The organism is Cylindrospermum stagnale PCC 7417, assembly GCF_000317535.1.
Taxonomy (GTDB): domain Bacteria; phylum Cyanobacteriota; class Cyanobacteriia; order Cyanobacteriales; family Nostocaceae; genus Cylindrospermum; species Cylindrospermum stagnale.
In genome coordinates this window covers 5,305,165-5,330,083 of record NC_019757.1, presented here as the reverse complement: position 1 = coordinate 5,330,083, position 24,919 = coordinate 5,305,165, and the positions used below count along the sequence as shown (strand labels likewise).

Genomic DNA, 24,919 nt, shown 5'->3' with positions numbered 1-24,919 from the left:
GTTTATTATCCTTCAACTAAGAAATCAAATGATTGATGTACACCACACACTTGATAGATAATTTGCTCGACCTTACCAAAGAATGCATGTTCAGAAAAATTCGTTACAGCATGATTACGGATATTTTCGTAATTCCAAGCAATTCCCCTGGACTCTAGTAATGCAGCTTGTAAAGATTCGGGGGTTTGTCTTTTAAAAAAGACCCCCGTTTTACCAGGTATCTGAGTATCTAATACCCCACCTGCTCCATAGGCAATGACTGGTGTTCCGCTAGCGTTTGCCTCTACTGGAACTAATCCATAGTCTTCTAAGGCGGCAACGATAATAGACTTTGCTTTAGAAAATAAGTCTTTACGTGTGCCATCACTGACATGTCCCAAAAACTCAATATTGGGTAATGCCTTGGATTTTAACCTTTCTTTTTCTGGTCCGTCACCTGATATTAATAATCGGCATCCTAGCCAATTAAAAGCTTCGACTATTATATCAAGACGCTTATAGCTGATCATCCGGGCTGAGGCGAGGTAGTATTCGTCTTTTGTATCAGAAAAGACGAAGTTGCTGGTATCAATTGGATAGTTAATCACAATAGCTTGTTTGCCATAAATATTTTGAATTCGCCTGGCAACAATACTCGAATTAGCTATATAAAAATCCGGTTCTTGAGCATATTTCAGGTCTACATTTCTCATTAGCTGAAAAACTTGCTCGATTAAAGGAGCAAAATATCGATAGTCTCCATACTCTCGTAAATATGTTTCTGTGTCCCACAAGAAACGGGTAACATTATGACAAAAACAAATGTGGCGTGCATCTGGACGTTTTCGTACTGCTTTGGCGAAGCTAGTGCTACTGCTGATGATCAGATCATAGTCTTGCAAATCTAAGGAGCGAAAGGCAGGAAAATATAAGGGAGCTATCAACCTAAAATGCTTTGCTGCTCCCGGAATCTTTTGCAAGAATGTTGTGTTAATCATCCGCTCACCTAGGTCAATAGTTTTTTGCGGATCGTATAATGAGGTAAAAATATCAGCTTCGGGGTAGCGTTTACAAAGCAATTCAAACACGCGCTCTGCGCCACCGCGCTGGGTTAAGTAATCATGGACGAGAGCAATTTTCATGGATGATCCCCTATACTTTGCTTTTTTTAATGAAGTTTTTAGCTGATTAGCCTGTAAAATCGACTTAAATCTGCTCAAATTCCTGCTTGCCGCTGGCTAGATTGGGAAGCTGATCTTGTCATAAGGAGAGGATAACAGAGGGAATAATTTTATGTATGGGTTGCCCTGGTTCATATTCCAGCCAGCAGCGCCAGTGACGTTACCGAACAAATGAAACATTTCATTCGGCTTAATTGTCAGCAACAGTTTTTTTACTGTTTCTAAATTTTCCAGCTTGCTCTGCCACCAATGCAGATTGTGCGTATTTGATGTGTGTAGTTGGCGAAATATGGTGTCCACTTGGGCGCCATTTAGGCGATCGCGATCGCCTAAATGGAAACTCAGGAATCTGCTAGCACCTGTAATCAGTATTGTTTTACTATATAATCTCTCAATCAAGTTGTTCATTTCCGCTCCTCTGACACCTTTTATGCAGAAATGCTCTCCCTAGCTTTCCTAGCAACAACCCATGTTTTAACAGGACATCGGCTGATTTTTTCTGACTTCAAATTTCCCGACTGATTTATCGGCAATATATAGCAATCTCTGCTCAAAGATCTGAAGAAATTGCTTCGCTTCAACTAATTTATGTTGTTTATTTGAATTTTGAACCATAACTTACCTTCACAAAAATCTGGAAAAATTATCTTTTCTAGATTAGGGGGTAGTAGATGAATGCACCTCTGAGACTAAGTCATTTAGATTGGCAAAATTCAGTTAGAAACTATCAGATGAAACCGGATAAATCAGAGGTGAAGATAGAATATCAGGCTAACTCAGAGAGATTAGCTCATTTTGAACAAAAAGATAAATTAGCTTTCTGGGCGCTTGAGAGTTTGGTTAACATTCTCAAGCGCCCAGAAAACTAAAATTTACTTGACCAGTGCTAAAGTTTTTGACGGAGCAAAATAAGCTGTTTGTTCAGCTCGGAGTTTGTCGCTGAGTCTGCCTTCAGGTAATTCTACGTCATCGTAGGTGAGGACTTGATCCTGGGGAATATCTCGCTTCAAGCGGCATCCTTCAGCTATACCCATTGGGAGTAAGTTTTCTTGGTGGACAATTTCTGAGTTTTCACATTCTCCATAGGTCATGTAACGACCAATGCCATCAAGGGTTTCACCAGCTTTCAAGTTGATTTTGGCAGTGGTGACGACATCGACAACGGGGCCACCTAGAGGAGACAGAACAGCATCCTGAAAGAGGACGGCACGCGCTACTGATAGGGGAACTTCAAAGTGACAAAGGTGATAAGGGGTGTAGAAGCTATAAAGGGGACCTTCACCTAGTTTATAAAGGTTGAGATAATGGCGTTGTTTAGGGTCTTCATGGGTGGCAAAGACAAATACTCCTGGGCCTGGTTTGGTGCCAACGACGTAATCGACAATACCACCTAGTTGCTGGAGTTGTTCAACATCATACATTTTGGTCATTTCATCGATATGACCTGTGTATTCGTATCCCAACATCCCGCGCTTGGCTACCTTCATGCCTGTGCCATTAGCGACGATCGCTTGTTCAAAAGAAATTTTGCTGCCATCGGCAAAGCTGGTAACCATTGTGGGATTTTGTCCCCAGCGTTTGGCAAAACCTTCTTGGGTGGTGGGATTGCGGTAGGGGTCTTGTAGTCCTTTAATATTGCCGCACAATAGGGGGGTTAAACCAATGCTTTTGACAAAGCGGTAAAGGTTCATTTCTACCCCTGGTTGGTCACCGTCGCAAGCGCTGAGAATGACGCCAGCCCGGTCTGCATAGACTTTGAGGATGGGGCCAATAGTGCCGTCGAGTTCGGCATTCATTAAGATGATGTGCTTGTGATGTGCGATCGCACTCATGACCAGATGTGCCGCAAACTCGATTGTCCCTGTGACTTCAATGATTGCATCTATACCATCTGCTTGGCACAGTAACATGGCATCTTCGGTGACTGCATATTGCCCAAGCGCGATCGCATCTTCCAAGTCGGCGACAGTCGCCACAATTTTTAAATCCTCAATTCCCGCTTCTAAATAAGCTCGTTTGGCATTGTCTATAGTCCGATTGGAAATAGCAACTATCTTCATGCCCGGAACGGAATTGATAATTTGATTGGCAATTCCTCGACCCATAAAACCAGCACCAATCATCGCCACTTTTATCGGGTTACCAGCTGCGGCTCTAGCTTTGAGAGCTTGATCTAAAATAATCATCATTAAACTCCTATCAAGATAGATTCTAATAAAGGCCAATTCCGATCTTTCTCAGATATTTCACTGACACTCAAAGGCCAAGAAATTTCTAAAAGTGGATCATCATAACGCAAACCACGCTCATATCCTGGGGTGTAAAATTCACCAACTTGATACATAACTTCTGCACCATCTGTCAGTGCTTGATAACCGTGAGCAAACATTTCTGGTACATATAAAGCGCGGTGGTTTTCCGCAGTCAATTCCACACTAATATGTGACAGGTAAGTTGGGGATTCAGGACGCATATCGATAATTACGTCATAAATAGCGCCTTGAGTACAGCGGATTAATTTCGTTTCTCCTGCTGGGAGAATTTGATAGTGCATTCCCCGCAAAGTACCTTTTTGATGATTAAAAGAAAGGTTGCATTGGGCAACAGTTGACTTTAACCCATGCTCCTCAAATTCTTTGGCGCAGAAAGTACGGGCAAAAAAACCGCGAGAGTCCGGTTTTTCTTCTAAGTCAATAATAAAAGCGCCTGAGAGATTGGTTTTTGTAAATATCATAAATGAAATAGTATGTTTGGGTTTTTACTCAGAACGACTAAACTCTGCCTTCAACTATTAACTTTTTACTTGGTTTGGTAAAAGTATCATCCTTGTATTGCCTGCAAAGTTCTGGTCTTTTTGGTGGGTTGGCTGTATATGTGAAAAATAGCGTTGACCGCTCTTGTGTCCTCACAGTACCGTGATGTAAAATATTTCTCGGATCTACAAAAATCACGGTTCCAGCTTTTCCTGGACAGGATTTCCAAGCTGATTTGGGGATAATTTTGCTTAGTTTTTCATCATTGATACCTAAATAATTTGTCTGTAAAAGCTCATAGTCAACCCGATAATCAGTCAATCTTTCTAACAAACTGTAACGCTTTGGCACATACTCAAAAGGTCCGTGTTTGTCTGTCACATCATTCAAGTAGATAATGACTTTAATCATCCGACGGTCTTCAGCATCTTTATGCCATAGCAGTGTTTGCAGTTGCTGCTCATTCGGGAAGTCTTTCCGCAAATGTACACCATGAAAAGCAATAGGTAGTCCTATGTAGTTTTCAATGATATTTTGCAGTTTTTTTTCAATTCCCCAGGCAAAGAATTCTGGTAAATCTGTAACTGTATAAATTTGCGGCAGCTTGTAATCTGCATGGCTATCACGGGGGGATACAATGCTTGATAAATGACTATTAGCAGCATACAAAAGTTGTGTGGTTGATGGTAATTCCAACTCTGCTAAAGAAGTGATGTAAGCACCATCTCGTTTTAGAGCATCAACAATCAAGCGCTCGCGTCCTAGTAATGCAGGTAAATTTCTCGCGTGCTTCACTAATGCTAGTCTATAATTTAACTCAGACTTTAGTCCAGATATTTTGCTTTGAATAGTCTCAAGCATGGCATAAATACCTCGTTAATTGGATGTTGATTTCGTCATAAGTTTAGCCGTTTATTACTCATAATTACGGATTTCTTGAGGAGATACTTCACCCAGTTCTGCAAGTTTAAATTCTTTTAGAGGGAGCACTTCAAAAACAGATATGCTTACTAAAGCCAAAAAGGGAATTACTATTTTCATGGCAGACACAGGCCATCTTCTCAAAGCACCTAAAAATACTTTTAAGTTAACTTCTCGGAAGTTCTGCAAAAGCATCCTTCGGCAAAATTGCTTAGAATATCCATTTTCTTCCAGTTTCAAAATTACTTCAGGTATGTGTTTGTATTGCATTAACAGTGCAGACTGTGGTTCTTTCTGCCAATAACTCACACCAACGATACATTCTAAAAAAGTATCTTTAGTGACAATTACACTGCCATTAGCGGCACAATACCCAGCTAAATATGCTAAGGATATCCAATTATTCGTAGCATCTTGCCAAATTTGCAAAGCACGTTTAACTAGGTCAGTTCGGTACACAGTTGCGGTCAGAAAGATAACTGCACCAACACTTTTGGAAAAACAATGTTCAAATAGTGCTTTGCCATCACCATCACCATCTTCACTATCAGCATCAAACCAGCGATTGCCAACGATAGTGGGTGGATGAACTGCTTCCCCAGTGACTTTATTTCTCCCGGAAAAATTTAAGAACAATAATGATAAATTCTCATTTTTATTGAGTTTGCTAATGACATAAGCAACGGCTCTTTCCTGAATTGGATCATCATCACCAATTGTCCAAACGTATTTTGTTGTAGCCGAACTTAGGCAATAAATAATGTTTTTCATTACGCCTAAGTTTTCAGAATGTTTATTTGATTTAAATGTGATATTACTGAGATTTTTTTGCCACTTTTTGATAATGTTCTGAGTATTGTCGGTTGAACAATTATCAGAAACCAAAATTTCACAGTCAGATTCAAAGCCTTTGATAGCCTGAGCTAGCCATGCTAACTGTTTATCAAGTAACTCGGCACGATTATAAGTAGGAATGGCAATGGTGAGTAATTTATGCATGGTAAACAAGAAAAATCCGGAGTGTGGTATATAAATTGTTAATTACTGGGAGTTAATAGCTTTGCCTACATCCTATTTATTCACTACTTAATTGACTAAGGATGTCCGCTGTTTACAAGTAGATCTTCCCACTAAACTCAAGTACCGGATGATGATTATATTTATTGTCATCAACGGCTATCGTCTGAAAGCACCTAAAATAACCTTTCAACTGTTTTGTGCATAATGCTTGATGATTTGCAGTAAAATTTTTGACTGTCCCCCTTTATTAGATTCAGATAAAGCATTAAAGCAATTATCAATTAAATACTAAAATGCTAATATCTGTAGTTATTTAGGTATCAGAAAGCAACAATTTTTACCGAAAAGATCAGACAATAAAAATAGATTGGGATGAGGCTTCCGAATGAAATATATTTCATTCGGAAGATTGTCTTAAGTCTTAATTTGCTGCTACTCTAGGAGTCGATTACTTTTTATTCCAAAAGAAATTCTTGTCAATTTGCTCGGTACGAATCAGATATTCTAGCTGCTTTAAGCGCGTAAAGCCTCTAAACAAGAAAGTATCTTCTGTCATGTCAATTTGACTGAACAAATTAAATAGTTGCTCGGCACCATTTTGAGCATTCCAATCACACTTAAACCCGGGTAGGATTGTGTTAATTTTCTCAAATGATACCCGATAGCTGCGGTTGTCTGCACCGTTATCACCAAAGGATAATTGACAACCTGGGAAAGCATCAGCAATAATTTGGGCGATGTCTTTAACTCGATAGTTGTTCGCTGTATCTCCGACGTTGAAGATTTGGTTATGTACAATGTCCCGTGGTGCTTCTAAGGCACAGACAATTGCTTTGCAAATATCCAATGCATGGACTAATGGACGCCAAGGTGTACCATCACTGGTCATTTTAATTTCTTTGGTAGTCCAAGCCAACCCAGCCAAGTTATTTAAAACGATATCAAACCGCATTCTGGGGGAAGCACCAAAGGCGGTAGCATTCCGCATAAAAGTAGGTGAGAAGTCATCATCAGCTAGTGGTCTGACATCTCGTTCTACTAGGGTTTTACATTCTGCGTAGGCTGTTTGGGGATTTATCGGCGATTCTTCTGTTACGTCACCTTCACTTGCAACGCCGTAGACACTGCACGAAGACATATATACGAAGCGACGCACACCCATTGCTTTAGCTAGGTTAGCCAAGCGAACTGAACCTTGATGATTAATTTCGTAGGTGATGTGGGGTGCTAAGTGTCCTGTGGGGTCGTTGGAGAGTTCCGCCATGTGGACTATTGCTTCTACACCTTGCAAATCTTCAGGAGCAATATTTCGGATATCTTTGTTGAGGGTTTTAGGTGTCACCTCAGTACCGTTGTACAGCCAACCAACTTTATAGAATCCGGTATCTAGTCCGATAACTTCATGACCCCGTTCGATTAACAGGGGTGGTAATAAGGAACCAAGATAGCCTTCTGTACCGGTGACAAGAATTTTCATGAATTTTTAACTTTATGCTTTTTTGCAGGTGCATGACAAACATGGCTATTGCTGATGAATAACCAAGAATGGCTGAGAAAAGTAAAGAATACTCAACTCTGATTGTGGTGTGGCTATCCTGCGTTCTAGAAAAACAAGTCTCAGTTAGTAATGGGAGACAAGAATTTATCAAGATAGCTGTGCGGCGAAAGATTAGGCGTTAATTGCTGTTAACAACTGTGCCTGTTGGGGAATTTGCGCCACGATGGCTTTGCCTATTTCTACTGAGGAAGTGGCAGCAGGGGAGGGAGCATTGCAAACATGGATGGAGTTTTGTCCTTGAACGATTAAAAAGTCGTCTACAAGGGAGCCGTTATTCATCAATGCTTGTGCGCGGACGCCTGCATGGGTGGGAATTAAATCTGCTGCTTGAACTTCGGGAATGAGTTTTTGCAAACTTCTGACGAAGGCTGCTTTACTGAAGGAACGAATGATTTCCTGAATGCCTTCATCGGCGTGTTTTGCTGCTAGCTTCCAAAAACCAGGATAGGTGATGACTTCAGCAAAGTCCCGCAAGTCAAAGTCGGTTTTCTTATAACCTTCTCGTTTGAGGCTGAGAACTGCGTTTGGCCCTGCATGGACGCTGGAATCGATCATCCGGGTAAAGTGGACACCCAGGAAGGGAAAGTCTGGGTTGGGAACTGGGTAAATGAGGGTTTTGACTAGATGGCGTTTTTCGGGAATCAGTTCGTAGTATTCACCCCGGAAGGGAATGATTTTGGCAAGGGGTGTCAGTTGTGCTAGTTTAGCGATGCGATCGCTATGCAATCCGGCACAATTGATCACAAAACGGGTTTCAAAACTGCCGTTGCTGGTTTCCAGTACCTGATTTTCACCACTTGCAGAGATTTTGGATACTTTTGTATTCAGACGCAGTTCTCCCCCCTGCTGCTGAATTAACTCGGCGTATTTCTGACAAACTTGCTTGTAATTGACGATGCCTGTGGAAAATACCCGAATTCCCCCGACACATCTAACATGGGGTTCAATTTCTTTGACTGCTTCTGGGCTAATTCTCTGGACTTCTATGCCATTGTCTAAGCCTCGTTTGTAGAGACTTTCTAAGCGTGGTAGCTCACTTTCTTCAGTGGCAACAATTACTTTACCGCAAACTTCGTGTTCAATTTCATGCTCTTGGCAAAATTCTACCATTGAGCGACTGCCATCACGGCAAAATTTAGCTTTAAAGCTTCCTGGTTTGTAGTAAATTCCTGAATGAATTACGCCGCTATTATTGCCAGTTTGATGAAATGCCCATTGACTTTCTTTTTCTAGTACTAAGATTCGGGCATGAGGATAGTTTTTTCCTAAAGCCATCCCTGTAGACAGTCCAACTATTCCCCCACCAATAATCGCAAAATCATACATTGGAACTATTGCACCAGAAAATACAGTAAATGAACGGATTTTGAAGATAACATCTGTAGCCTACCATGTCTTCCAAGGAGCTTTGCCAGTTTGCCAAAGATCCTCTAAATAGTTTTTATCTCGTAAAGTATCCATCGGTTGCCAAAAACCCTGATGTTTGTAAGCAGATAGCTGTTCCATGTCAGCTAACTTTTCTAATGGTTCTTTTTCCCACACGGTGGATTCATCAGCAATGAAGTTAATTACTTCAGGTTCGAGAACAAAATAACCGCCATTAATCCAAGCACCATCACCTTCGGGCTTTTCCCGAAAATTAGTGATTTTAGTTTGTTCCTGTCCTAGAGAAATTGCACCAAAGCGTCCTGCTGGTTGAACGGCGCTGAGTGTTGCTAATGTCTTTTGTTGTTGATGAAAATTAATGAGTTGCGTAATATTTATATCGGTAACACCATCACCATAAGTGAAGCAAAAAGTTTCATTACCAATATGCTCACTAATTTGCTTTAAGCGTCCGCCTGTCATTGTGCTATCACCTGTATTTACTAAGGTGACTCGCCAGGGTTCAGCATAACCAGAATGTATATTCATTTGGTTAAAGCGCATATCAAAAGTCACATCTGACATGTGTAAGAAGTAGTTGGCAAAATACTCCTTAATGATGTACCCTTTGTAACCGCAACAGATGATGAAGTCATTAATACCGTGGGCAGAGTAAATCTTCATTATGTGCCAGAGAATCGGCTTACCACCAATCTCAACCATCGGCTTCGGTCTGATACTAGTTTCTTCACTGAGGCGTGTACCAAGCCCTCCAGCCAAAATCACCGCTTTCATGCATTTACCTCGGAGACTTGCTTCAAATATGATTGATTATTTCACTTGATCGAGATGAAGAGGATGCACATGGAATCGACGAGAAAAATTGAACTTTTACTTTTTTTCTCTACAAACAACCTAAAGACAATTTAACTGTAAATATGTCTTAAATTATAAAGGAAAGGTAAATTAAAATACTTTATGTGTGAAATATTTATGAATATCTATAAACCTATAAATGTAGCATTAAAGTTCATAAAAATTAAACAGCATAAAATAACTAGCGTCAGATTTTGCTACCCCCAAAGGGCTGATTTTACCTTAATCAAAGGCAAAAAAACGCTAGTTATAATATTTAGTTATTTACTTGTTTTTAGTTACTTTGTTCCAACATTCTTGAACTTTGGAATAAAGCGTCACATTTATTTTCTACCACGACGCAGATATTGCTGAGAGCTTGTTGGTAATTATCCATATCCTCTTGTTCAAGAGAAATTCTGGCCGCTGTCTGTAAATCTTCAATTGCTTGGGTCTGGCTTTGTTTGGAACCACTTTCCCCGTATTGGGCAAGTTCATAATGTACCATGCCTCGTTTGAGATAAACTTTCGCCAGTTGTGGATTGATACTTAATGCTGCGTTAAAGTCAGCGATTGCTTGTTTGTATTCTTGAGCATAGTTGCTGCTATGTTGGGCAATTTGATAACGAATCATCCCCCGCTGGAAGTAAGCTTCGGCTTTTGATGAATTCAGTTTGATTGCGGAGGTAAAATCGGCGATCGCTTTTTTGTATTCTTGTTGAGAGTCATTGCGATATTTGGCAATTTGGGAGCGGACAATACCCCGTCGGATGTAAGCTTCAGCTTCTTTATCGTCAAGACGCAGGGCGTGATTAAAATCGGCGATCGCTCTTTTGTACTCTTTGTCAGGGTCGCTACTGTAGTCAGCAAGCATATAGTAGGCATTACCCCGGTTGACAAAAGCTTTGACTTCGTGAGGATTGATTTGCAGCGCTTGGTTATAGTCGATCAATGCTCCTTCATAGTCTTTGAGGTTATAGCGAGCATTGCCCCGATTGACGATCGCTTTGGTTTGTGTGGAGTCAAGGGCGATCGCTTGGCTAAAATCTTTAATTGCTCGCCCATAGTCTCGTACTTTGTAAGCAGCATCACCCTGCTGATAGTAATCAGCGAAACTAAGGTTCTGATGATCACTATTTTCCTGACGAGACATCAAGGTTTGTTGAGTGTAAGGATTTTGGGAAACAAACGGACGAGTAAATTGAATCATTAAGTCTAAATAACCCAATAAACCAAAACCCAGGACACCAAAAATCATCGGGTAAAAATTTGGCGATTTGATTTGTTTATGTGTAGACAAACTTTGGACGAATGCCGGTTGCCAATTATGTACTGGGGAGGCTGGCATAATTGGGCGTGTGAGACCGGGAATCTGGGGATAGCGCTCGCGCAGTGGTTTTTTCTGGGAGATGCTACGCGAACGTGGTTGGAGATGTTCTCTAGATGCGATCGCCTGAAGTGATGGAAAAGGATCACGTCCGCCTAATTGCAAGGCACGTTCACACCACGGGCATTTTTGCAAATGATTATTATACTGATGCTGGGGATTGACACTACAGGTAACTAGACCATCCTCAGCTTCAGCTAATGCTGACAGCCAAGTTTGAGCACTAGGGCGCATCTGTGGGTTGTTGTGACCATCTTCAAAACAACGGACAAACAAAGCCTGTAGCCTGGGATGGAGAATTTCCCAGGGGGGGGCAATGGGGGTAGGCAGGTAAGGTACTTGCCGCTTGTGAGAGTAAGTGAAATGACCAGCAACAATCCGGGCTTCGTAGGGGGGTGGTTCGAGAACACCTTGGAAAATGCCAGAAAATGGGTGTGTGCCTTCCATCAATAATTGAAAGATCAGCACTGCCAACCCAAATAAATCATGGGAATTTTCGCGATCGTACTGGGCAAAAATTTTATTCTGTAACTCTGGAGGAGTAAACTCAGGCTTCCCCACAGAGCAGCGGTAAACTATATTCTTATCTGGGTCACGCACTTGGAACGAGTCCGTATCTACCAAAGTCACCAGTGCTGTGTCACTGATCAGGATATTCGACTCATTCACATCGCCAATATAGTAATGGCTAGCGTGCAAAGCAGCAAAAGCCGCCGCCAAATTGCGGGCAGTACGCAGCAGATATTGATAATTGAATAAAGGGCAGTGTTGGCGGCGAGTTCTGGGGTTGTAAAAGTCGATAATCGGCCGCATCCCCTGAATGCGCGGCATTAAAAAGCCGATGATACTGCCGCTGCCATCCAACCCTTGCAACAGTTCCTGTGGCCAAGCGATGGAGATATGCCCCAAACTAGCCGTAGGGTTTTCCGGTGGGTTGGCAAGCATCGCCTGGAGTTTGTTGGCGTGGGTGATGGTAGGCTTGTGATAAATCTTCGCCACCAAATTGTCATTTGATGGCACTTCATAAACACAAGCTTCACCGCCACGCCCCAAACTGACAGTGAGGTTGAGAATTTCTTGCTGGGGGAGACAACGTAGTACCTGCATGGGAGAATTACGGTTAGTGGAGGTTATTTAAAATCCAAAGACAGCACAGATATTGCTCATTAGTTGCTAAATGCAGCTATGACAAGCGTCAAATCATCATCAGTGCGTTGTGTAATCCGCTCAGAGTTTAAAAACTTCACCAATTGCTCTTTTGCCGCTGTCTTATCCTCAGCATTTGCTACAAACTCGAACAGAGGAAAAAAGAATGGTTTGTGAGGTTCGCCAACAACCATATTCAAAGCCAGCATTTGTAGTCCATCCGTCAGGACAGCAACATTGACAATGTCTTCACGCCACAATTTCATCTGCGCTGTATCTACAGCACCAGATGAAGTCAAAAAAGTGGTTTCGTTGATATATTCGCCGTTGTCAGGCATGGTGAGTGCGAATAGATCGCCAATGCTATCCTTCGCCACAGCCAAACCATCACCTATCTGCGCTACAGCCACGACATTCGGCGTGGCAACCATCACAATTAAGGTGGTAGCCAAATCATGAGGCTGATTGTTACCAGTAGCTGCCTCATCCTCTACGGCTTTTCTGGCAGCTAGCATTGCCTCAGTCAAAAGTTCACGGAGGAGAGCATCATCAGCCAGCATGTCTTGGGTGACTTTTTGCATGGAGATGTATTCAATTGCTGTTTCCACAGCAACCATCGCTCCGACTTTCCCCTGGCTTGCGGAACCAGCACCATCTGCTGCCGCCACTACCAACACATTATTCGGCAATATCTGCCAGTGGTGAGCATCCTGACACAGCTGCTTATTTCTTACGTGGCTGGTGCCACATACAGACGCGGCTACTATCCGCCATTGAGGAATCTGTTTTGATGTGTTCATATTTTTTGCAACAGCTAGGGAGCGGTGAACATCAAGCTGTAATTTTGATTAAACAGACCCCCAGCCAATCGGCGGTAGTGCAACTTGTTCGTCTACCTGTGAATGGGAAACAGCTGACATACTAGCTGACAACCAGACAAACATCTCGATGAAGTTTAGTCCTTTGAGTTTGAGCGGAGTACGTACAGTTATTTGATTTAAGCGGGTCATATTTGCATTTTCTACACCAACGGTAAAAAAAGCAACACGCTTATTTGCTTCATCGCCTTGCAGACGCTCTGCTGCTTGCTCCACCACATGATCTAGCTCACCTTGCGGCTCGCCATCAGTAATCATAAATACCCAAGGGCGATAATAAGCAACGCCATTGGCACGATATTGAGATTTGCGCTCTTGTATTATGTCTAATGCTTTATGAATTCCCGCGCCCATTGTCGTCAGTCCCTGTGCTGTTAGAATGGGCGGATTGAATTGATCGGCAGTCACAAAGTCTTGCGCTACGTTGACATTACTGTCAAAAGTAATGATTGCTACCTCTACCCGTCTGGCTGCCAAGGAGTTTTTGACTAATTCATCTTTCAAACTCAGCAAGCCTTGATTTAAAGCCTCGATCCGATCTCCTTGCATTGAGCCAGATGTATCTAATAATAGCACGCAAGGACAACGTGGTTCCGGATTTTCAGCAAACTCTACGATTTCATCAAGTTTTAATGTATCAAGCATAACTTTTTGTGTTATGTTATAGTCCAAAGCCTGAATTCCCTTTTTCTCTAAAGTATATAGTTTCCGACGTTGACCAGATTAAAATTCTTGTCTTTGGTGGTTGGCAGTTTAATCTTTATTAAACAAATGATTTTCCCCAACTTCTTTACATATTTAAGAAAATCTTCATCACCACATAGTTGAGTCAAAGGGAATTTATCAAGGGTTAGCATTATCTGTTGTAGTGGATCTAGCAAAATTTGTTTTGAGCAAACCCAGATATATAATAAATATATACATTGGCTCGGATAAATTTTTAAAGATATCATGTAGAAAAATTGTCTTCTTATATGAAAACTAATTAATCATAATTAACCTCGTCAGCCTAAAAAAATACTGTGTAAGTATCAAAACTATAAATCAAATAAGTCGGTCAAATCCTCGGCTTGGTTAGAGTATTCAACCCAATGTAACATAACAGCTATGTAGATTATGTTATAGCTTGTAATGTATACATATTTTTAAGTGAATACTTTGTTCATGGAAAAATGTTAAAAATAATAAAATACCTCACTGCCGTTATTTTAGATTTACATAGATTCGGTTTGAATTCCCGGAAAACTCCCAAATATGATTAATTCTGGCACATTTACTCAACTATCTCCCCAGAGTTTGTTAAGACAGTTAATTAATTCTTCTGACAGCACTTGTTTACAAGTATTGAGCCACTCAGTTTCCTGGTTAATATTTATAGAACAGGGGAAAATCACCTATGCAACCCATTCAGTAGAACCGTTTGACCGACTAGAACGTCATTTCCGTCGTCTTAGTCAGCAACTCCCCCTACTGACTAGTGAGATTCGTGTGCAATTACGTCTGATGTTTGAACCAGCAGGGCAAACCCAGCTAATTGAACATCACAATAATTTTCGGAGCCAACCTCCTGAGTATCAAGCTATTTACTGGCTTGTTATTCAAAAATATCTGAACTCTACACAAGCAGCAGTGCTGATTCAAGAATTGGCCAAAGAAGTTATTGAATCATTTCTGCTAATCAAAGAAGGTACTTATGAATTAACAGAACTACCGGATAAAATGCCCAGAATTTGCAAACTGGATGCAGAAAAAATTATGACCCGCTGCCAAGAACGATTACAGATTTGGCAGTCTTTTGCTCCTCAAATCTCTTCTCCTTACCAGCGCCCGTATCTGTTGATTGCCAGCAAATTTCATCACAAAAATTTACCACAACTACAGCAAAGCTTAACCAACTGGATGAAGGGTTTTAGCCTACGCCATTTGGCTGTGATTATGAATCAAGATGAAGCGCAACTGGCCCGAACTTTATATCCTCATATCGTCAAGGGGTCGATTATATTGCATGAACCAGACCCTCCCTTTGATAAATTACCTAAGACATTTGAAAGCTTCTCAGATACTCCTAAACATATCACAGAATTCTTGAACAGGCAATCAGTTGATATAGGAGTATTACCAAATACCAATACAGTCTTAGAACTCCCAGATATATCTGGAGAAAATGTAGCTATTCAACAGCAATTACCAGAAATTTGTTATCCGCTTAGAGAAAATATACAACAATTAACAATACCAGATAACATAGAAACTGCTGATCAAAAAGTAACTACTGATACGGTAACTGCCAAAAAGACTTATAAAATCGTTTCTGTAGATGATAGTCCGACAATTCTCAAAGAAATTAGCCGTTTATTAGAAGATGAAAAGTTTTCTGTAGTTACGATTAATGAGCCACTAAAAGCTGTTATGTCAATTATTCGGCACAAGCCAGACTTAATTTTACTGGATCTAAATATGGCAGGAATTGACGGTTATGAATTGTGTCGGATTATCCGCAATAATTCAATATTCAAAGCAACGCCGATTATTTTTGTTACAGGCAACAAGGGGATTATAGACAAGGTTAAAGCGAGATTGGTCGGAGCATCTGGCTATCTAACTAAACCTTTTACTCGCGCTGAATTACTGAAAATGGTTTTCAATCATTTGGCTTGACTAGCTCAATAACTCTCTTTCATCAAACTGGGGGTAAAACCGTTGCTTTTTTGTGGCGCAATTTTGTCATTTTACCCCAAAGCGATGAAACAGGGAGATACTGAAAAATTAGATTTTGCTACGTACTTAGGAGAAACTAAGGAGTTAAAATCAAATTTCTTAAAGAATAGGTAGCAATAATGTCAAGTCAACTAAACGTTAAAGTAAATAATCCTGTTTCTCTGAGGGTATTAATTGAAAAAACCTACTCTGTATTAACTGAAATTAATTTAGCAGATCAACCTAAATTGAAAGTGATCTCTGATAGTCAAGAACTGTTTGATACATATTTAGGTAATTTTATTTTATATGATACCGAGCAGAAACGTTGAATGCAGCAATAAAACTTTACATACTAAGATGTAATTGTCCTATCAAGGGTTAATTGTCAACATTTCATAATATCTTCCATCCAATGTACATAACTAATTTGTTGACACATACAGGCTTGTAAATAGCGGAATTTATCTAATATTTTTTCACCCCATTGTTTAGGAACAGATACAAGTTGTAAAATCAGATAAGCAATGAGACTTGCATAGATTTGTATGGTAATACCATTAACATTTTTGGTAATTAATTTATCAAGTTTTAGGTGCATCTTTAAAAATTTCCATAACAATTCAACTCCCCACCTTAAGCGATAAATATCTCTAATATCATCATCTCTAACTGCTGCATCTCCATTAGTTGGTAAATTAGTGACTAAGCGAAATTCAGTTCTCGTTTCTAAATCACAAAAATTAATCACTCTATAAGCTTGTGCATCTGTTGATGAGCCAATTTTTACCAGTCCATTTTCTGATTCAAATTCTAACTTCCAATTATTTTTAATCCGTAACACAAAGTATTTATTTTCTTGAACTAGTTCTTGAATAAAATTTAAACCTGCAAAGCCCCTATCCATTACTCCAACAGCATCTGCTGGCAAATTAGACATCATCTTTGAGCCAAATTTATAATCATGATTATGACCAAAGTTGATGAAATTATCTTCTGGACTTCCTGTAGCAAGATTTAGGGAACTAAACAGTTTAACTTGATGATAATCCAGAATCCATAACAGCTTACTTGTCAATGTAATAATTGTTGAATCAATTGGACATATTGCATATTTATTGTGTAACTTCTTCTGGACTTTATTCTGGACTAATTGATTTAATTGATGATAAATCTTCTGGAATACTTCTTGACTTCGATGAGTGTTAGCTTTGGAAAACGTGGAAATATCTACATCAAATCCTGTATTGTTTAATCGTTTAAATAAATCCCTCATACTCGTTAAGCTATTATCCAGGGCATAAGCTAACCAACACTCGACAAAAAGACGGCTGTTCAAAACAGGATAATCATTTTTTGGTAGCCCTCCCAGGATATTTTTGACAATCTTGGGAAATGAATTTATAATCATCGTTAATCGAAATATTTTAATCCTTTGCCCAAAATCTAACATATTTTGGGCTATTCTTATCGGAATTTTCTTAACATTCAACACTTCTGGATACCGAGATAGATATAACAGTAAAAATACTAGAATACGCCCAAGTATTTATTAGTATTTTCAGCGCAGGTGAATCTGATATTTTAGGTAAAGAAGGAGGATTTTGGGCATATTTTGAAGCAGGAGAAATGCCATATCAATCAGTATTTTTGATGTTTATACTGGCACTAGCATTTGCTAAACTAACAGGAGAAAAAATTGTTGATGAGTCCTGTATTCTCACTGATGAGAGATATATATCTGTTGATAATCTTATGAATATAATAAAAATATCAACTAGAAAAGATTTCACGGATTACTCTATAAAACTTTGCCATAAGCTAGGGATATATTTTGACTGTACAAACTAATTTATAGTATTGTTCGTGAACGAGCCTGACATAATTATTATGAAAATTAACAGAAGTTGCCTTTGCTGAAGCGATAGAATCATTAAAATCTACTAAAGCCATTTAGTGCTGAATTACTGAAAATGGTTTTCAATCATTTGGGTTGAGTAGCGATATCTAACTCTCTTCCATCAAACTGGGGTAAAACCGTTGATTTTTCTTGATGCAATTTCATCATTTTACCCCAAATCCAAGAAAGAGGGAGATACTGAAGCAGCAAATTTGGCAACGTCCTTAGCAGGAAGCCAGTAATTAAGATACTTATGATCTAATATGTCACAATCTAATCATAATAAATTCTCTCCAAGCTTAACTAGTGTGGGTCTCCTAGGAGGTTTAGATGAAAGTTAGATATGCTACTCCCGATGATGTATTGCTCATTTTCTCGTTCATTCAAAAGAAATCAGAGTTTGACCGAAATATTGGTGCTTTTTCTGGTGTGCTGCAAGCATCTGTTGCTAAATTGCGCCAGGCTCTGTTTAGAGCAATCCCTTTTTCTTACGTTTTGTTTGCAGAGACTTCAGGATGTCCTATTGGATTCGCCATGTATGGATTCAGATACTCATCATTTGCCGGTCAGCCCAGCATCTGGCTTGACGATCTGTACGTGGATGAAGAGATGAGAAGTCGAGGTGCGGGAGCAGCATTAATGAATCAACTTGCTCAAATTGCTCAGGAAAATGAATGTACCCATCTGGCTTGGAATGCTGATGCTCGAAATACTCGTGGGCTGAGTTTTTATCATCGGTTGGGTGCAGAAATTAGTGAACGGCATGGTAATCGATGTTTCTTGAGGTGGGTACCGTGATTCGCTGTATAAGTCGGGTTACTGAGAATGCATAAGTTACTGTCTTTTCTACAAATCTGTATCCTTCCAAGTTACTAGCAATAAATTCCTTTTCATTAATCTGGATATGAATAATTGTGCTGATTTTATACTTAAAGGCACTCGGCACAACCAGCGGAAAATGGCGATCGCTTTTTTGATTTTTCCTCAATTCATCTAACCGATGTCTAGAGCGGGTTTCGCCTACTATTTTTGACAACCGCCCTTGATCTAAGCGATTAAGACTATAAGCAACAGTGCCGCAGAGATAAAAGTCATCCTTGATACCTCAGTCTGGTCTGGTCTCTCAGACAATTTAAAATCTTCGATTTTGAATTCCTTCGCAGACACCCTAAAATTAAAGCAAAAGACGATTTTTCAAACAATCACACTCTATGCGTATTTCTCTAAATTGGCTGCGGGAACTAGTAGAAATAAAACTTAGCCCTGAAGAATTAGCCGAAACCCTGACGATGGCTGGGTTTGAGGTAGAAGATATTGAAGATCGCCGCACTTGGGCAAATGGTGTTGTTGTGGGGAAAGTGCTTGAGCGTCAACCCCACCCTAACGCAGATAAGTTGAGTGTTTGTCAAGTAGATGTCGGTAGCGATGAGATTTTAAATATTGTTTGCGGTGCCGCTAATGTCCGCGCAGATATCTATGTGCCAGTTGCAACCACAGGGACTTACCTGCCGAATATCGATTTAAGAATTAAACCGGCAAAGTTGCGCGGTGTCCCCTCTAACGGAATGATTTGTTCTTTAAAAGAACTTGGTTTACCCACCGATGTAGACGGGATTCATATTTTTACTCAGGAAAATCTGTCTTTGGGTAGTGATGTGCGTCCGTTGTTGGGTTTAGATGATGTGATTCTAGACTTAACTGCTACGGCTAATCGCGCTGATGCCTTGAGTATGGTGGGTGTGGCTAGAGAAGTAGCAGCCTTGACTGGGGGAAAACTGTCCATTCCAGAACCAGGCGAGGTAACAATTACCAAGGGTGGAGGAAATTTAGCTTTACAAAGCATCGATTCCCAAGCAAGTCAAGCTTACATCGGCACGGTGATTGAACTCGTAAAAATTGCCCCATCTCCTGATTGGTTGCAACAGCGCTTGCGGGCGGCTGGAGTGCGACCAATTAATAATGTGGTGGATATCACTAACTATGTGTTGTTGGAATGGGGACAACCTCTGCACGCCTTTGATTGGCAGCGGTTACAATCTGTCGCTAGCAGTGAAAATGTAGCCATTGGGGTGCGCTTTGCCGATGCTGGGGAAACTCTCAAAACCTTGGATGGACAAACTCGCACTTTAACAACTCAAAATTTGTTAATCACTGCTAACAACAGACCTATTGCCCTAGGGGGGGTGATGGGTGGAGAAGAAACTGAAGTTTATGAAGGTACTCAAAGCTTAGTTTTAGAGGCGGCGCTGTTTGATTCTGTGGCAATTCGCCGTTCTTCTCGCAGTGTAGGGTTAAGAAGTGAGGCTTCTGGCAGATATGAACGGGGAGTTAATCGCGCTGAGTTGGAAACAGCTAATCGCCGCGCTTTGTTGTTGATTAGTGAGTTGGCTGGTGGGGTGATTGTCCAGCAAGAAGTTGCTGACAGCCGCCCAGCAACTTCTACTTGGTCTCATTCTATTGCCCTGCGTTTAGAGCGAATTAATCAGGTGTTGGGGCCAATTGATTTGGGTGAGGAAAGTGGAGAACTGGAAGGACAAGATGTAGCTCGGATTCTGACGGCTTTGGGATGTCAGTTAACTGCTACTGGGGAAGGTACTTGGACGGTGACGGTACCACCTTATCGTTATCGCGATTTAGAACGGGAAATTGATTTGATTGAAGAAATTGCTCGTCTTTATGGCTATGACAAGTTTTGCGATACTCTACCAGATAAGGCGGAAGCTGGCTATTTGCCTTTAGATCAGGAAATAATCCGCCAGTTACGCGCTTTTTTGCGGGCGGAAGGTTTGACGGAATTAATTCATTATTCTTTAGTTAAACCAGAAGAAGAAAGACAGATTGTTTTGACTAATCCTTTGTTTGCGGAATATTCAGCGCTGCGAACTGATTTAATTTCTGGGTTGGTTGATGCTTTTCAATATAACTTAGAGCAGGGAAATGGTTCTCTGAATGGTTTTGAAATTGGGCGCATTTTCTGGCAGGAAGAAGAGGGTTTGCTAGAAACTGATGCGTTGGCGGGGATTATTGGTGGTGATTCTAGCTTGGGTAAGTGGTCAAAAAGCGGTGGTGAGGAACCTATCACCTGGTTTGAAGCTAAAGGCATTTTAGAAAGTGTATTTCGCCAACTTGGCTTGCAGGTAGAGTTTCAACCAGATCATCGTGATTCCCGCTTGCATCCTGGACGCACTGCTTCGCTGTGGGCGCGGGGTAACAGACTGGGGACTTTTGGGCAACTCCACCCCCAATTGCGGCGGGAAAAAGGTTTACCAGATTCAGTTTACGCGTTTCAACTGAATATCGATGAGATTTTGAAGTCTTTGGATATTGATGAGATTTTGATGCCAAAGTTCCATCCTTATTCTACCTATCCAGCAAGCGATCGCGATCTGGCCTTTTTTGCCCCTGTCAAGCTAACTGTCTCGGAAATTGAAAAAGTGATTACCAAGGCGGGTAAAGGGTTGCTGGAGTCTGTAGAGTTGTTTGATGAGTATCGCGGTGAGAATGTGCCCTCAGGACAACGCAGTTTAGCCTTTCGCTTAAATTATCGCGCCAGCGATCGCACTCTCACCGAAGCAGAAGTTCAGCCAGTACACAATCAAGTCCGCGATGCCTTAGTAGAAAAATTCGGCGTTAGTCTGCGAAGTTAATTAATCGGTAATGGGGAAAAAGGTAATTGGTAAAAGTTTTTCCCGATTCCCAATTCTCATTACCATAACCACTTAACGTCAGTTCGACGGAACTAAAAAATGGCAGGAGGTAGTGCAAGCAAATCTTTTGGGTAAATGTCAATGGAAGGTTTTTTTAGATATTATTAGTCTCGGCATTTTTTAGCGGCTTTTTTGCTGATTCTCAATCAATCGTAGCGATCGCTTGGCCCTGTCCAGTTGAGCAAATTCATATCTAGCAATCTTTTTGGGCTTTCCTATCCGTCGAACTCACGTTAACCACTTAAGGTCTGCGGCGAACAGAACGAGAGAGGGCGCGACGGGCTTCGAGGGTAGTGAAGGCACCCAACAGGGAGACCGGCAAACGGTTGGCTAAAAGTTCGATAATTTTGGCATTGACGGTGCTAGCTGGAGTGTCGTCGGGAAGGTTGATGAAGATAGTTCCAGCAGTGAAGGCTTCAGACCAACTTCTAGGATCAGCAAGTCCTCTGTCGCGGGTGATGATAATAGCATCGGCATCAACCGCAGCCTCCATCACTTCACTATCAGGATGTCCGCGTAAGTCGATATCGCGCACGTCTTGCACAGCGAATCCTAATGTGGCAATTTGGGGCGCGAGAGAGCGGGGCATATTTTCATCTACAAGGAAGTTCAATGCTTACGCTCCCAGAGCAGTGACTTCGGTGTGTTTAACAAGATCAGCGGCGTAGCTGAGAGCGGCTTCGACTTGGGTTTTGGTGAGTTCGTATTCTTCCATGACTTCTTCTTTGCTCATGCCGCCTGCGAGGGAGCCGATGATAATGGAGATGGGCACGCGGGTGCCAGTGATGACGGGGGTACCGTGGTGGATGGCAGGGTCTACGCTGATGTATTGTGCGATTTCCATTTTGTGCCCTCTCGGTGTTTGCTCTTTCTCTATTTTGCTCGATAACCCATCTTTGTATCTTAGAAGAAATTGCCGATCATCGCACTCTCACCGAAGCAGAAGTCCAGCCAGTACACAATCAAGTCCGCGATGCCTTAGTAGAAAAATTCGGCGTTAGTCTGCGAAGTTAATTAATCGGTAATTGGTAATGGGTAATTGGTAATGGGTAATTGGTAATTGGTAATTGGTAATTGGTAATTGGTAATTGGTAATTGGTAAGAGTTTTTGCCAATTCCCAATTTTCATTACCATAACCCAGTTCAGCGACTTGTTATGCTATAACAATCCTATTTGAGTTGTGTATCCCTTACGGGAGCCGGAGGTATTACAGCAGTATTTTTTTAATGTAGACGCGGAGCGGCGTGCCGCAGGCTACCGCTCCAGACGCAGAGAGGAGGCAGCGCGTTGCGGGGGTTCCCCCAGTTGTAGCGACTGCCGTCGCAGAGGAAGAGAAAAATATAAAAGCATTAAAATATAAGTATCTTGTAGACTATTTATGTATGATTATTTTGTCTACATATTTATAGGGGAAAGTATTCAAATATGAGCAAATATATAATGTGGGGAAGTTACTGCGAAGACGTGTTAGAAAAACGTGACCCCTATCGCCAAGCGCATTTAGACGGATTAGCAAAACAGAAAGAATCTGGTGTATTGATTACTATCGGGCCTACCAAAGATGTGACTAAAGTTTTTGGTATTTACGAAGCGGAAGACGAAGCCACTGTGCGCCAATTGATTGAAGCTGATCCTTATTGGAAACACGGCATTTGGACTGAATACTTTGTTAAAGAGTGGATTCAGGCTTTTTAGATTACAGCGATTTCTATTTGAATAGTTTAGATTGTATGGACGATTCCTAAACTGTCCATACAATCTAAACTAAATTGCCGATAAGTATGTAGATTAACTGGGCGCTGGTTTTCCAGATTATCACTTTTAGTAGATGCGACAAAGACTTGTTTAATGTAACCATAAAAATGGTTTCATGCCAGAAAATTTTGCTGTTGACTGCATAAAAAACAGTTCATCTGCTACAGCAACAAATTCGATTTTTTGATCTTTGTGATAAGGTGTCGCTATGAATCAAATCTGGAAACGAACACTGATAAGCAGCCTGATAACTGCTTCTTTAGCCGGTGTGACTTTAGTTCCTGCTAAACCAGCCGCTGCTGATGACCAAATAATCAGAGATGTGGGTATTGGTGCTGCTGCTAGTGTGACATCTGGTGCTGTGAGAAGACGCGGTTCAGTGTTAAACAATGCTGTTAAAGGTGCTGCTGCTGGTGCCGCTGTCAATTTGGTCAATGGTACTAGAAGCCCCCGCGATCAAAGACGCCGTAATTTGCGTCAAGATATAGGGGTAGGTGCAGCAGCTAGCACAGCTGTCGGCGCGGTTACTCGTGGTCGTAAAGACACCCTTGGTGATGCCGTCGATGGTGCAGTTGCAGGTGCAGTCATCAACATCTTTACTAATAGAAATTGACACTCTCAGGTCTGAAGACACGCTCGATTCTTAGTTCATCGACGTACCTTAAAATCATCCATCCTTTCGGCAATACTTAAACCGGAAACCCGTTTATTGAACAAAGTTTCTAGCCTAATTTGGTTGACCCCAGTGGGCTTCATCTCCCTAAGCGTTAGAGAATCATTTCTCCAGTTCCCGTATGCCCTACGGTACTTTTTACAATCAATAGATAGTGTTGTTCACTGGTCTGAATGCGCGTTGGCATCCTAGCTTTGTTTATTGTGGTTTACTCGCTACCCACTATCCATTATTGTTTCCTAGCCAGTCGTTTTGGGGTTGGTTATCCATTTGTGCTAGCGGTTATTCTACCTGTGGTATAACCATATTACACCACGCCCTGTACCAAAAATTAATTTTGAATGCGGTTAAAACCGCACGAGCGATGCATTGAGCCTGCCGAAATGTCGCTTATATCTCAGCACTCTTCGTGACTGAGCTTTACGCCTATCGGCTAATTTGTAATTCTTAATTGATAATTCTTAATCGGCAGATGAATTAAGAATTATCAATTAAGATTGATTTTTGTAACTTTCTTAGTAGCCTTAGGGAGTACTGGCGAATGTACTCCTAAGCTGCTATGCAATTAATACTAATTTCTAACCTTTAAGTGCCTTTCTAAAATTACGTCGATAGGATGAATTGGCAATAAATAAAGCTGGCCATAACAAAGCTAAACCAATGCGATTAGGCAAAGTTTGCGTAAAGTTAGTCTTGGTAAACCCAGTCCAGAACTTCCAAATCCCACCGGCATAAACCACTAATAACCCAAAAGTAATTAATTCCATTCTCATCAACTCCCTTAGTAACTTATAGAATTTTAGCTAACTATTTTTTTGGTTTGTGAAAAGTCATTTTTTTAAGGAACCGCTCCAGACGCTGAGGACACAGAGAGAATTCAGCTAAATTTTCACCCATGATTGAGGATTGCTATATTTAGATGATACCAAAACAGTCTTACTTTGTTGTCAGAGTGAGATGTTGAAGCTATATATGCAACAGCAATATTTTCTACATAAGTAAAAATACTCTGTCTGCTATTTATCCTATTAGTACTCTACAGTCAGGCGTGGGGATGCTGGCAGAATTGGCTAGATTAAAGAGGTACAGAAAATATCTCACGGGTCTTGAAGCAGCATAAGCTGCAAACAGCTAAGGAGGGAA

At 41.0% G+C, this 24,919-nt stretch carries 24 protein-coding genes; 7 read left to right on the top strand and 17 right to left on the bottom strand.

All coding sequences use genetic code 11. The annotated features are described in order from the left end of the window. Nucleotides 1-5: 5 nt before the first annotated feature. Together CYLST_RS22280 and CYLST_RS22275 are read right to left on the bottom strand one after the other, a co-directional pair. Nucleotides 6-1,121, bottom strand: a complete 1,116-nt coding sequence (locus tag CYLST_RS22280) for a glycosyltransferase (RefSeq protein WP_015209997.1) — start codon at nucleotides 1,119-1,121, stop codon at nucleotides 6-8. Nucleotides 1,122-1,217: 96 nt separating this feature from the next. Next, the gene (locus tag CYLST_RS22275; RefSeq protein ID WP_015209996.1) at nucleotides 1,218-1,568 is read right to left on the bottom strand and encodes a Rossmann-fold NAD(P)-binding domain-containing protein; all 351 of its coding nucleotides are present in this window, start codon (nucleotides 1,566-1,568) and stop codon (nucleotides 1,218-1,220) included. A 263-nt stretch (nucleotides 1,569-1,831) separates the two neighbouring features. Here CYLST_RS22275 and CYLST_RS22270 point away from each other — a divergent pair, with 263 nt between their 5' ends. After that, the gene (locus CYLST_RS22270) at nucleotides 1,832-2,029 is read left to right on the top strand and encodes a hypothetical protein (RefSeq protein ID WP_015209994.1); all 198 of its coding nucleotides are present in this window, start codon (nucleotides 1,832-1,834) and stop codon (nucleotides 2,027-2,029) included. Nucleotides 2,030-2,032: 3 nt separating this feature from the next. Here CYLST_RS22270 and CYLST_RS22265 read toward each other — a convergent pair whose 3' ends face one another. The 10 genes from CYLST_RS22265 to CYLST_RS22220 all read right to left on the bottom strand — a co-directional run bounded on the left by CYLST_RS22265 (nucleotide 2,033) and on the right by CYLST_RS22220 (nucleotide 13,688). Then, entirely contained in the window at nucleotides 2,033-3,346 is a 1,314-nt protein-coding gene (locus CYLST_RS22265) for an NAD(P)H-dependent oxidoreductase (RefSeq protein ID WP_015209993.1), read from the bottom strand. Between the two features lie 2 nt (nucleotides 3,347-3,348). Then, a complete protein-coding gene (gene rfbC, locus CYLST_RS22260; protein ID WP_015209992.1) occupies nucleotides 3,349-3,894 on the bottom strand; it encodes a dTDP-4-dehydrorhamnose 3,5-epimerase in 546 nt (181 codons plus the stop codon). Between the two features lie 37 nt (nucleotides 3,895-3,931). Continuing rightward, nucleotides 3,932-4,774 carry a phytanoyl-CoA dioxygenase family protein gene (locus CYLST_RS22255; protein ID WP_015209991.1) on the bottom strand — a complete coding sequence of 281 codons (843 nt, stop codon included), beginning with the start codon at nucleotides 4,772-4,774 and terminating at the stop codon, nucleotides 3,932-3,934. 54 nt (nucleotides 4,775-4,828) lie between these two features. Next, nucleotides 4,829-5,833: a glycosyltransferase family 2 protein gene (locus tag CYLST_RS22250; protein WP_015209990.1), complete on the bottom strand. Its 1,005-nt coding sequence runs from the start codon at nucleotides 5,831-5,833 to the stop codon at nucleotides 4,829-4,831. A gap of 469 nt (nucleotides 5,834-6,302) precedes the next feature. Further along, nucleotides 6,303-7,331 (bottom strand): NAD-dependent epimerase/dehydratase family protein, encoded by a 1,029-nt coding sequence (locus CYLST_RS22245; protein WP_015209989.1) that lies wholly within the window; start codon nucleotides 7,329-7,331, stop codon nucleotides 6,303-6,305. A gap of 192 nt (nucleotides 7,332-7,523) precedes the next feature. Continuing rightward, a complete protein-coding gene (gene lhgO / locus CYLST_RS22240; protein ID WP_015209988.1) occupies nucleotides 7,524-8,738 on the bottom strand; it encodes an L-2-hydroxyglutarate oxidase in 1,215 nt (404 codons plus the stop codon). A 60-nt stretch (nucleotides 8,739-8,798) separates the two neighbouring features. Further along, nucleotides 8,799-9,572: a glucose-1-phosphate cytidylyltransferase gene (gene rfbF, locus CYLST_RS22235; RefSeq protein WP_015209987.1), complete on the bottom strand. Its 774-nt coding sequence runs from the start codon at nucleotides 9,570-9,572 to the stop codon at nucleotides 8,799-8,801. A gap of 355 nt (nucleotides 9,573-9,927) precedes the next feature. Then, nucleotides 9,928-12,126 carry a tetratricopeptide repeat protein gene (locus CYLST_RS22230; protein WP_015209986.1) on the bottom strand — a complete coding sequence of 733 codons (2,199 nt, stop codon included), beginning with the start codon at nucleotides 12,124-12,126 and terminating at the stop codon, nucleotides 9,928-9,930. A 59-nt stretch (nucleotides 12,127-12,185) separates the two neighbouring features. Beyond that, nucleotides 12,186-12,965 carry a PP2C family serine/threonine-protein phosphatase gene (locus CYLST_RS22225; RefSeq protein ID WP_015209985.1) on the bottom strand — a complete coding sequence of 260 codons (780 nt, stop codon included), beginning with the start codon at nucleotides 12,963-12,965 and terminating at the stop codon, nucleotides 12,186-12,188. A gap of 48 nt (nucleotides 12,966-13,013) precedes the next feature. Further along, nucleotides 13,014-13,688 carry a vWA domain-containing protein gene (locus CYLST_RS22220; RefSeq protein ID WP_041233223.1) on the bottom strand — a complete coding sequence of 225 codons (675 nt, stop codon included), beginning with the start codon at nucleotides 13,686-13,688 and terminating at the stop codon, nucleotides 13,014-13,016. 609 nt (nucleotides 13,689-14,297) lie between these two features. On the opposite strand from CYLST_RS22220, the gene CYLST_RS22210 reads away from it, so the two are divergent. Further along, nucleotides 14,298-15,701: a response regulator gene (locus CYLST_RS22210; protein WP_015209982.1), complete on the top strand. Its 1,404-nt coding sequence runs from the start codon at nucleotides 14,298-14,300 to the stop codon at nucleotides 15,699-15,701. A 427-nt stretch (nucleotides 15,702-16,128) separates the two neighbouring features. Here the strand turns inward: CYLST_RS22210 and CYLST_RS22200 are convergent, their stop codons facing one another. Next, nucleotides 16,129-17,151, bottom strand: a complete 1,023-nt coding sequence (locus CYLST_RS22200; RefSeq protein WP_085960564.1) for an IS4 family transposase — start codon at nucleotides 17,149-17,151, stop codon at nucleotides 16,129-16,131. Nucleotides 17,152-17,970: 819 nt separating this feature from the next. Here CYLST_RS22200 and CYLST_RS22190 point away from each other — a divergent pair. Then, nucleotides 17,971-18,438, top strand: coding sequence for a GNAT family N-acetyltransferase (locus CYLST_RS22190; RefSeq protein WP_015209980.1), 468 nt, complete (start codon nucleotides 17,971-17,973; stop codon nucleotides 18,436-18,438). A gap of 413 nt (nucleotides 18,439-18,851) precedes the next feature. Continuing rightward, a complete protein-coding gene (pheT, locus tag CYLST_RS22185) occupies nucleotides 18,852-21,287 on the top strand; it encodes a phenylalanine--tRNA ligase subunit beta (protein ID WP_015209979.1) in 2,436 nt (811 codons plus the stop codon). A 301-nt stretch (nucleotides 21,288-21,588) separates the two neighbouring features. On the opposite strand, the gene CYLST_RS22180 is transcribed toward pheT, so the two are convergent. Next, nucleotides 21,589-21,960: a DUF5615 family PIN-like protein gene (locus CYLST_RS22180; protein WP_015209978.1), complete on the bottom strand. Its 372-nt coding sequence runs from the start codon at nucleotides 21,958-21,960 to the stop codon at nucleotides 21,589-21,591. Nucleotides 21,961-21,963: 3 nt separating this feature from the next. Next, nucleotides 21,964-22,191 carry a DUF433 domain-containing protein gene (locus tag CYLST_RS22175; RefSeq protein ID WP_015209977.1) on the bottom strand — a complete coding sequence of 76 codons (228 nt, stop codon included), beginning with the start codon at nucleotides 22,189-22,191 and terminating at the stop codon, nucleotides 21,964-21,966. Between CYLST_RS22175 and CYLST_RS33635 the strand changes: the two genes are divergently transcribed. Then, nucleotides 22,179-22,361, top strand: coding sequence for a hypothetical protein (locus CYLST_RS33635; RefSeq protein WP_157162627.1), 183 nt, complete (start codon nucleotides 22,179-22,181; stop codon nucleotides 22,359-22,361). The two genes, CYLST_RS22175 and CYLST_RS33635, sit on opposite strands and share 13 nt — an antisense overlap. Here CYLST_RS33635 and CYLST_RS33630 read toward each other — a convergent pair. Beyond that, nucleotides 22,345-22,482: an alpha/beta hydrolase gene (locus CYLST_RS33630; protein WP_172642166.1), complete on the bottom strand. Its 138-nt coding sequence runs from the start codon at nucleotides 22,480-22,482 to the stop codon at nucleotides 22,345-22,347. The genes CYLST_RS33635 and CYLST_RS33630 overlap by 17 nt on opposite strands. A gap of 291 nt (nucleotides 22,483-22,773) precedes the next feature. Between CYLST_RS33630 and CYLST_RS22170 the strand changes: the two genes are divergently transcribed. Further along, the gene (locus tag CYLST_RS22170) at nucleotides 22,774-23,043 is read left to right on the top strand and encodes a YciI family protein (RefSeq protein ID WP_041233220.1); all 270 of its coding nucleotides are present in this window, start codon (nucleotides 22,774-22,776) and stop codon (nucleotides 23,041-23,043) included. 268 nt (nucleotides 23,044-23,311) lie between these two features. After that, on the top strand, nucleotides 23,312-23,716 hold the full coding sequence (locus tag CYLST_RS22165) for a hypothetical protein (protein ID WP_015209975.1): 405 nt from the start codon (nucleotides 23,312-23,314) through the stop codon (nucleotides 23,714-23,716). Between the two features lie 638 nt (nucleotides 23,717-24,354). Here the strand turns inward: CYLST_RS22165 and CYLST_RS22160 are convergent. Further along, nucleotides 24,355-24,543, bottom strand: a complete 189-nt coding sequence (locus CYLST_RS22160; protein ID WP_015209974.1) for a hypothetical protein — start codon at nucleotides 24,541-24,543, stop codon at nucleotides 24,355-24,357. Nucleotides 24,544-24,919: the final 376 nt, after the last annotated feature.

What these genes read in the sequence shown, in the direction of transcription:
- CYLST_RS22220 (WP_041233223.1), bottom strand. Translation starts at nt 13,688, where the DNA reads ATGCTTGATACATTAAAACTTGATGAAATCGTAGAGTTTGCTGAAAAT.
- CYLST_RS33630 (WP_172642166.1), bottom strand. Translation starts at nt 22,482, where the DNA reads ATGGTAATGAAAATTGGGAATTGGCAAAAACTCTTACCAATTACCAAT.
- CYLST_RS22160 (WP_015209974.1), bottom strand. Translation starts at nt 24,543, where the DNA reads ATGGAATTAATTACTTTTGGGTTATTAGTGGTTTATGCCGGTGGGATT.
- pheT (WP_015209979.1), top strand. Translation starts at nt 18,852, where the DNA reads ATGCGTATTTCTCTAAATTGGCTGCGGGAACTAGTAGAAATAAAACTT.
- CYLST_RS22165 (WP_015209975.1), top strand. Translation starts at nt 23,312, where the DNA reads ATGAATCAAATCTGGAAACGAACACTGATAAGCAGCCTGATAACTGCT.
- rfbC (WP_015209992.1), bottom strand. Translation starts at nt 3,894, where the DNA reads ATGATATTTACAAAAACCAATCTCTCAGGCGCTTTTATTATTGACTTA.
- rfbF (WP_015209987.1), bottom strand. Translation starts at nt 9,572, where the DNA reads ATGAAAGCGGTGATTTTGGCTGGAGGGCTTGGTACACGCCTCAGTGAA.
- CYLST_RS22265 (WP_015209993.1), bottom strand. Translation starts at nt 3,346, where the DNA reads ATGATTATTTTAGATCAAGCTCTCAAAGCTAGAGCCGCAGCTGGTAAC.
- CYLST_RS22190 (WP_015209980.1), top strand. Translation starts at nt 17,971, where the DNA reads ATGAAAGTTAGATATGCTACTCCCGATGATGTATTGCTCATTTTCTCG.
- CYLST_RS22245 (WP_015209989.1), bottom strand. Translation starts at nt 7,331, where the DNA reads ATGAAAATTCTTGTCACCGGTACAGAAGGCTATCTTGGTTCCTTATTA.
- CYLST_RS22170 (WP_041233220.1), top strand. Translation starts at nt 22,774, where the DNA reads ATGAGCAAATATATAATGTGGGGAAGTTACTGCGAAGACGTGTTAGAA.
- CYLST_RS22225 (WP_015209985.1), bottom strand. Translation starts at nt 12,965, where the DNA reads ATGAACACATCAAAACAGATTCCTCAATGGCGGATAGTAGCCGCGTCT.
- CYLST_RS22275 (WP_015209996.1), bottom strand. Translation starts at nt 1,568, where the DNA reads ATGAACAACTTGATTGAGAGATTATATAGTAAAACAATACTGATTACA.
- CYLST_RS22200 (WP_085960564.1), bottom strand. Translation starts at nt 17,151, where the DNA reads ATGATTATAAATTCATTTCCCAAGATTGTCAAAAATATCCTGGGAGGG.
- CYLST_RS22210 (WP_015209982.1), top strand. Translation starts at nt 14,298, where the DNA reads ATGATTAATTCTGGCACATTTACTCAACTATCTCCCCAGAGTTTGTTA.
- CYLST_RS22270 (WP_015209994.1), top strand. Translation starts at nt 1,832, where the DNA reads ATGAATGCACCTCTGAGACTAAGTCATTTAGATTGGCAAAATTCAGTT.
- lhgO (WP_015209988.1), bottom strand. Translation starts at nt 8,738, where the DNA reads ATGTATGATTTTGCGATTATTGGTGGGGGAATAGTTGGACTGTCTACA.
- CYLST_RS22230 (WP_015209986.1), bottom strand. Translation starts at nt 12,126, where the DNA reads ATGCAGGTACTACGTTGTCTCCCCCAGCAAGAAATTCTCAACCTCACT.
- CYLST_RS22280 (WP_015209997.1), bottom strand. Translation starts at nt 1,121, where the DNA reads ATGAAAATTGCTCTCGTCCATGATTACTTAACCCAGCGCGGTGGCGCA.
- CYLST_RS22255 (WP_015209991.1), bottom strand. Translation starts at nt 4,774, where the DNA reads ATGCTTGAGACTATTCAAAGCAAAATATCTGGACTAAAGTCTGAGTTA.
- CYLST_RS22250 (WP_015209990.1), bottom strand. Translation starts at nt 5,833, where the DNA reads ATGCATAAATTACTCACCATTGCCATTCCTACTTATAATCGTGCCGAG.
- CYLST_RS22175 (WP_015209977.1), bottom strand. Translation starts at nt 22,191, where the DNA reads ATGGAAATCGCACAATACATCAGCGTAGACCCTGCCATCCACCACGGT.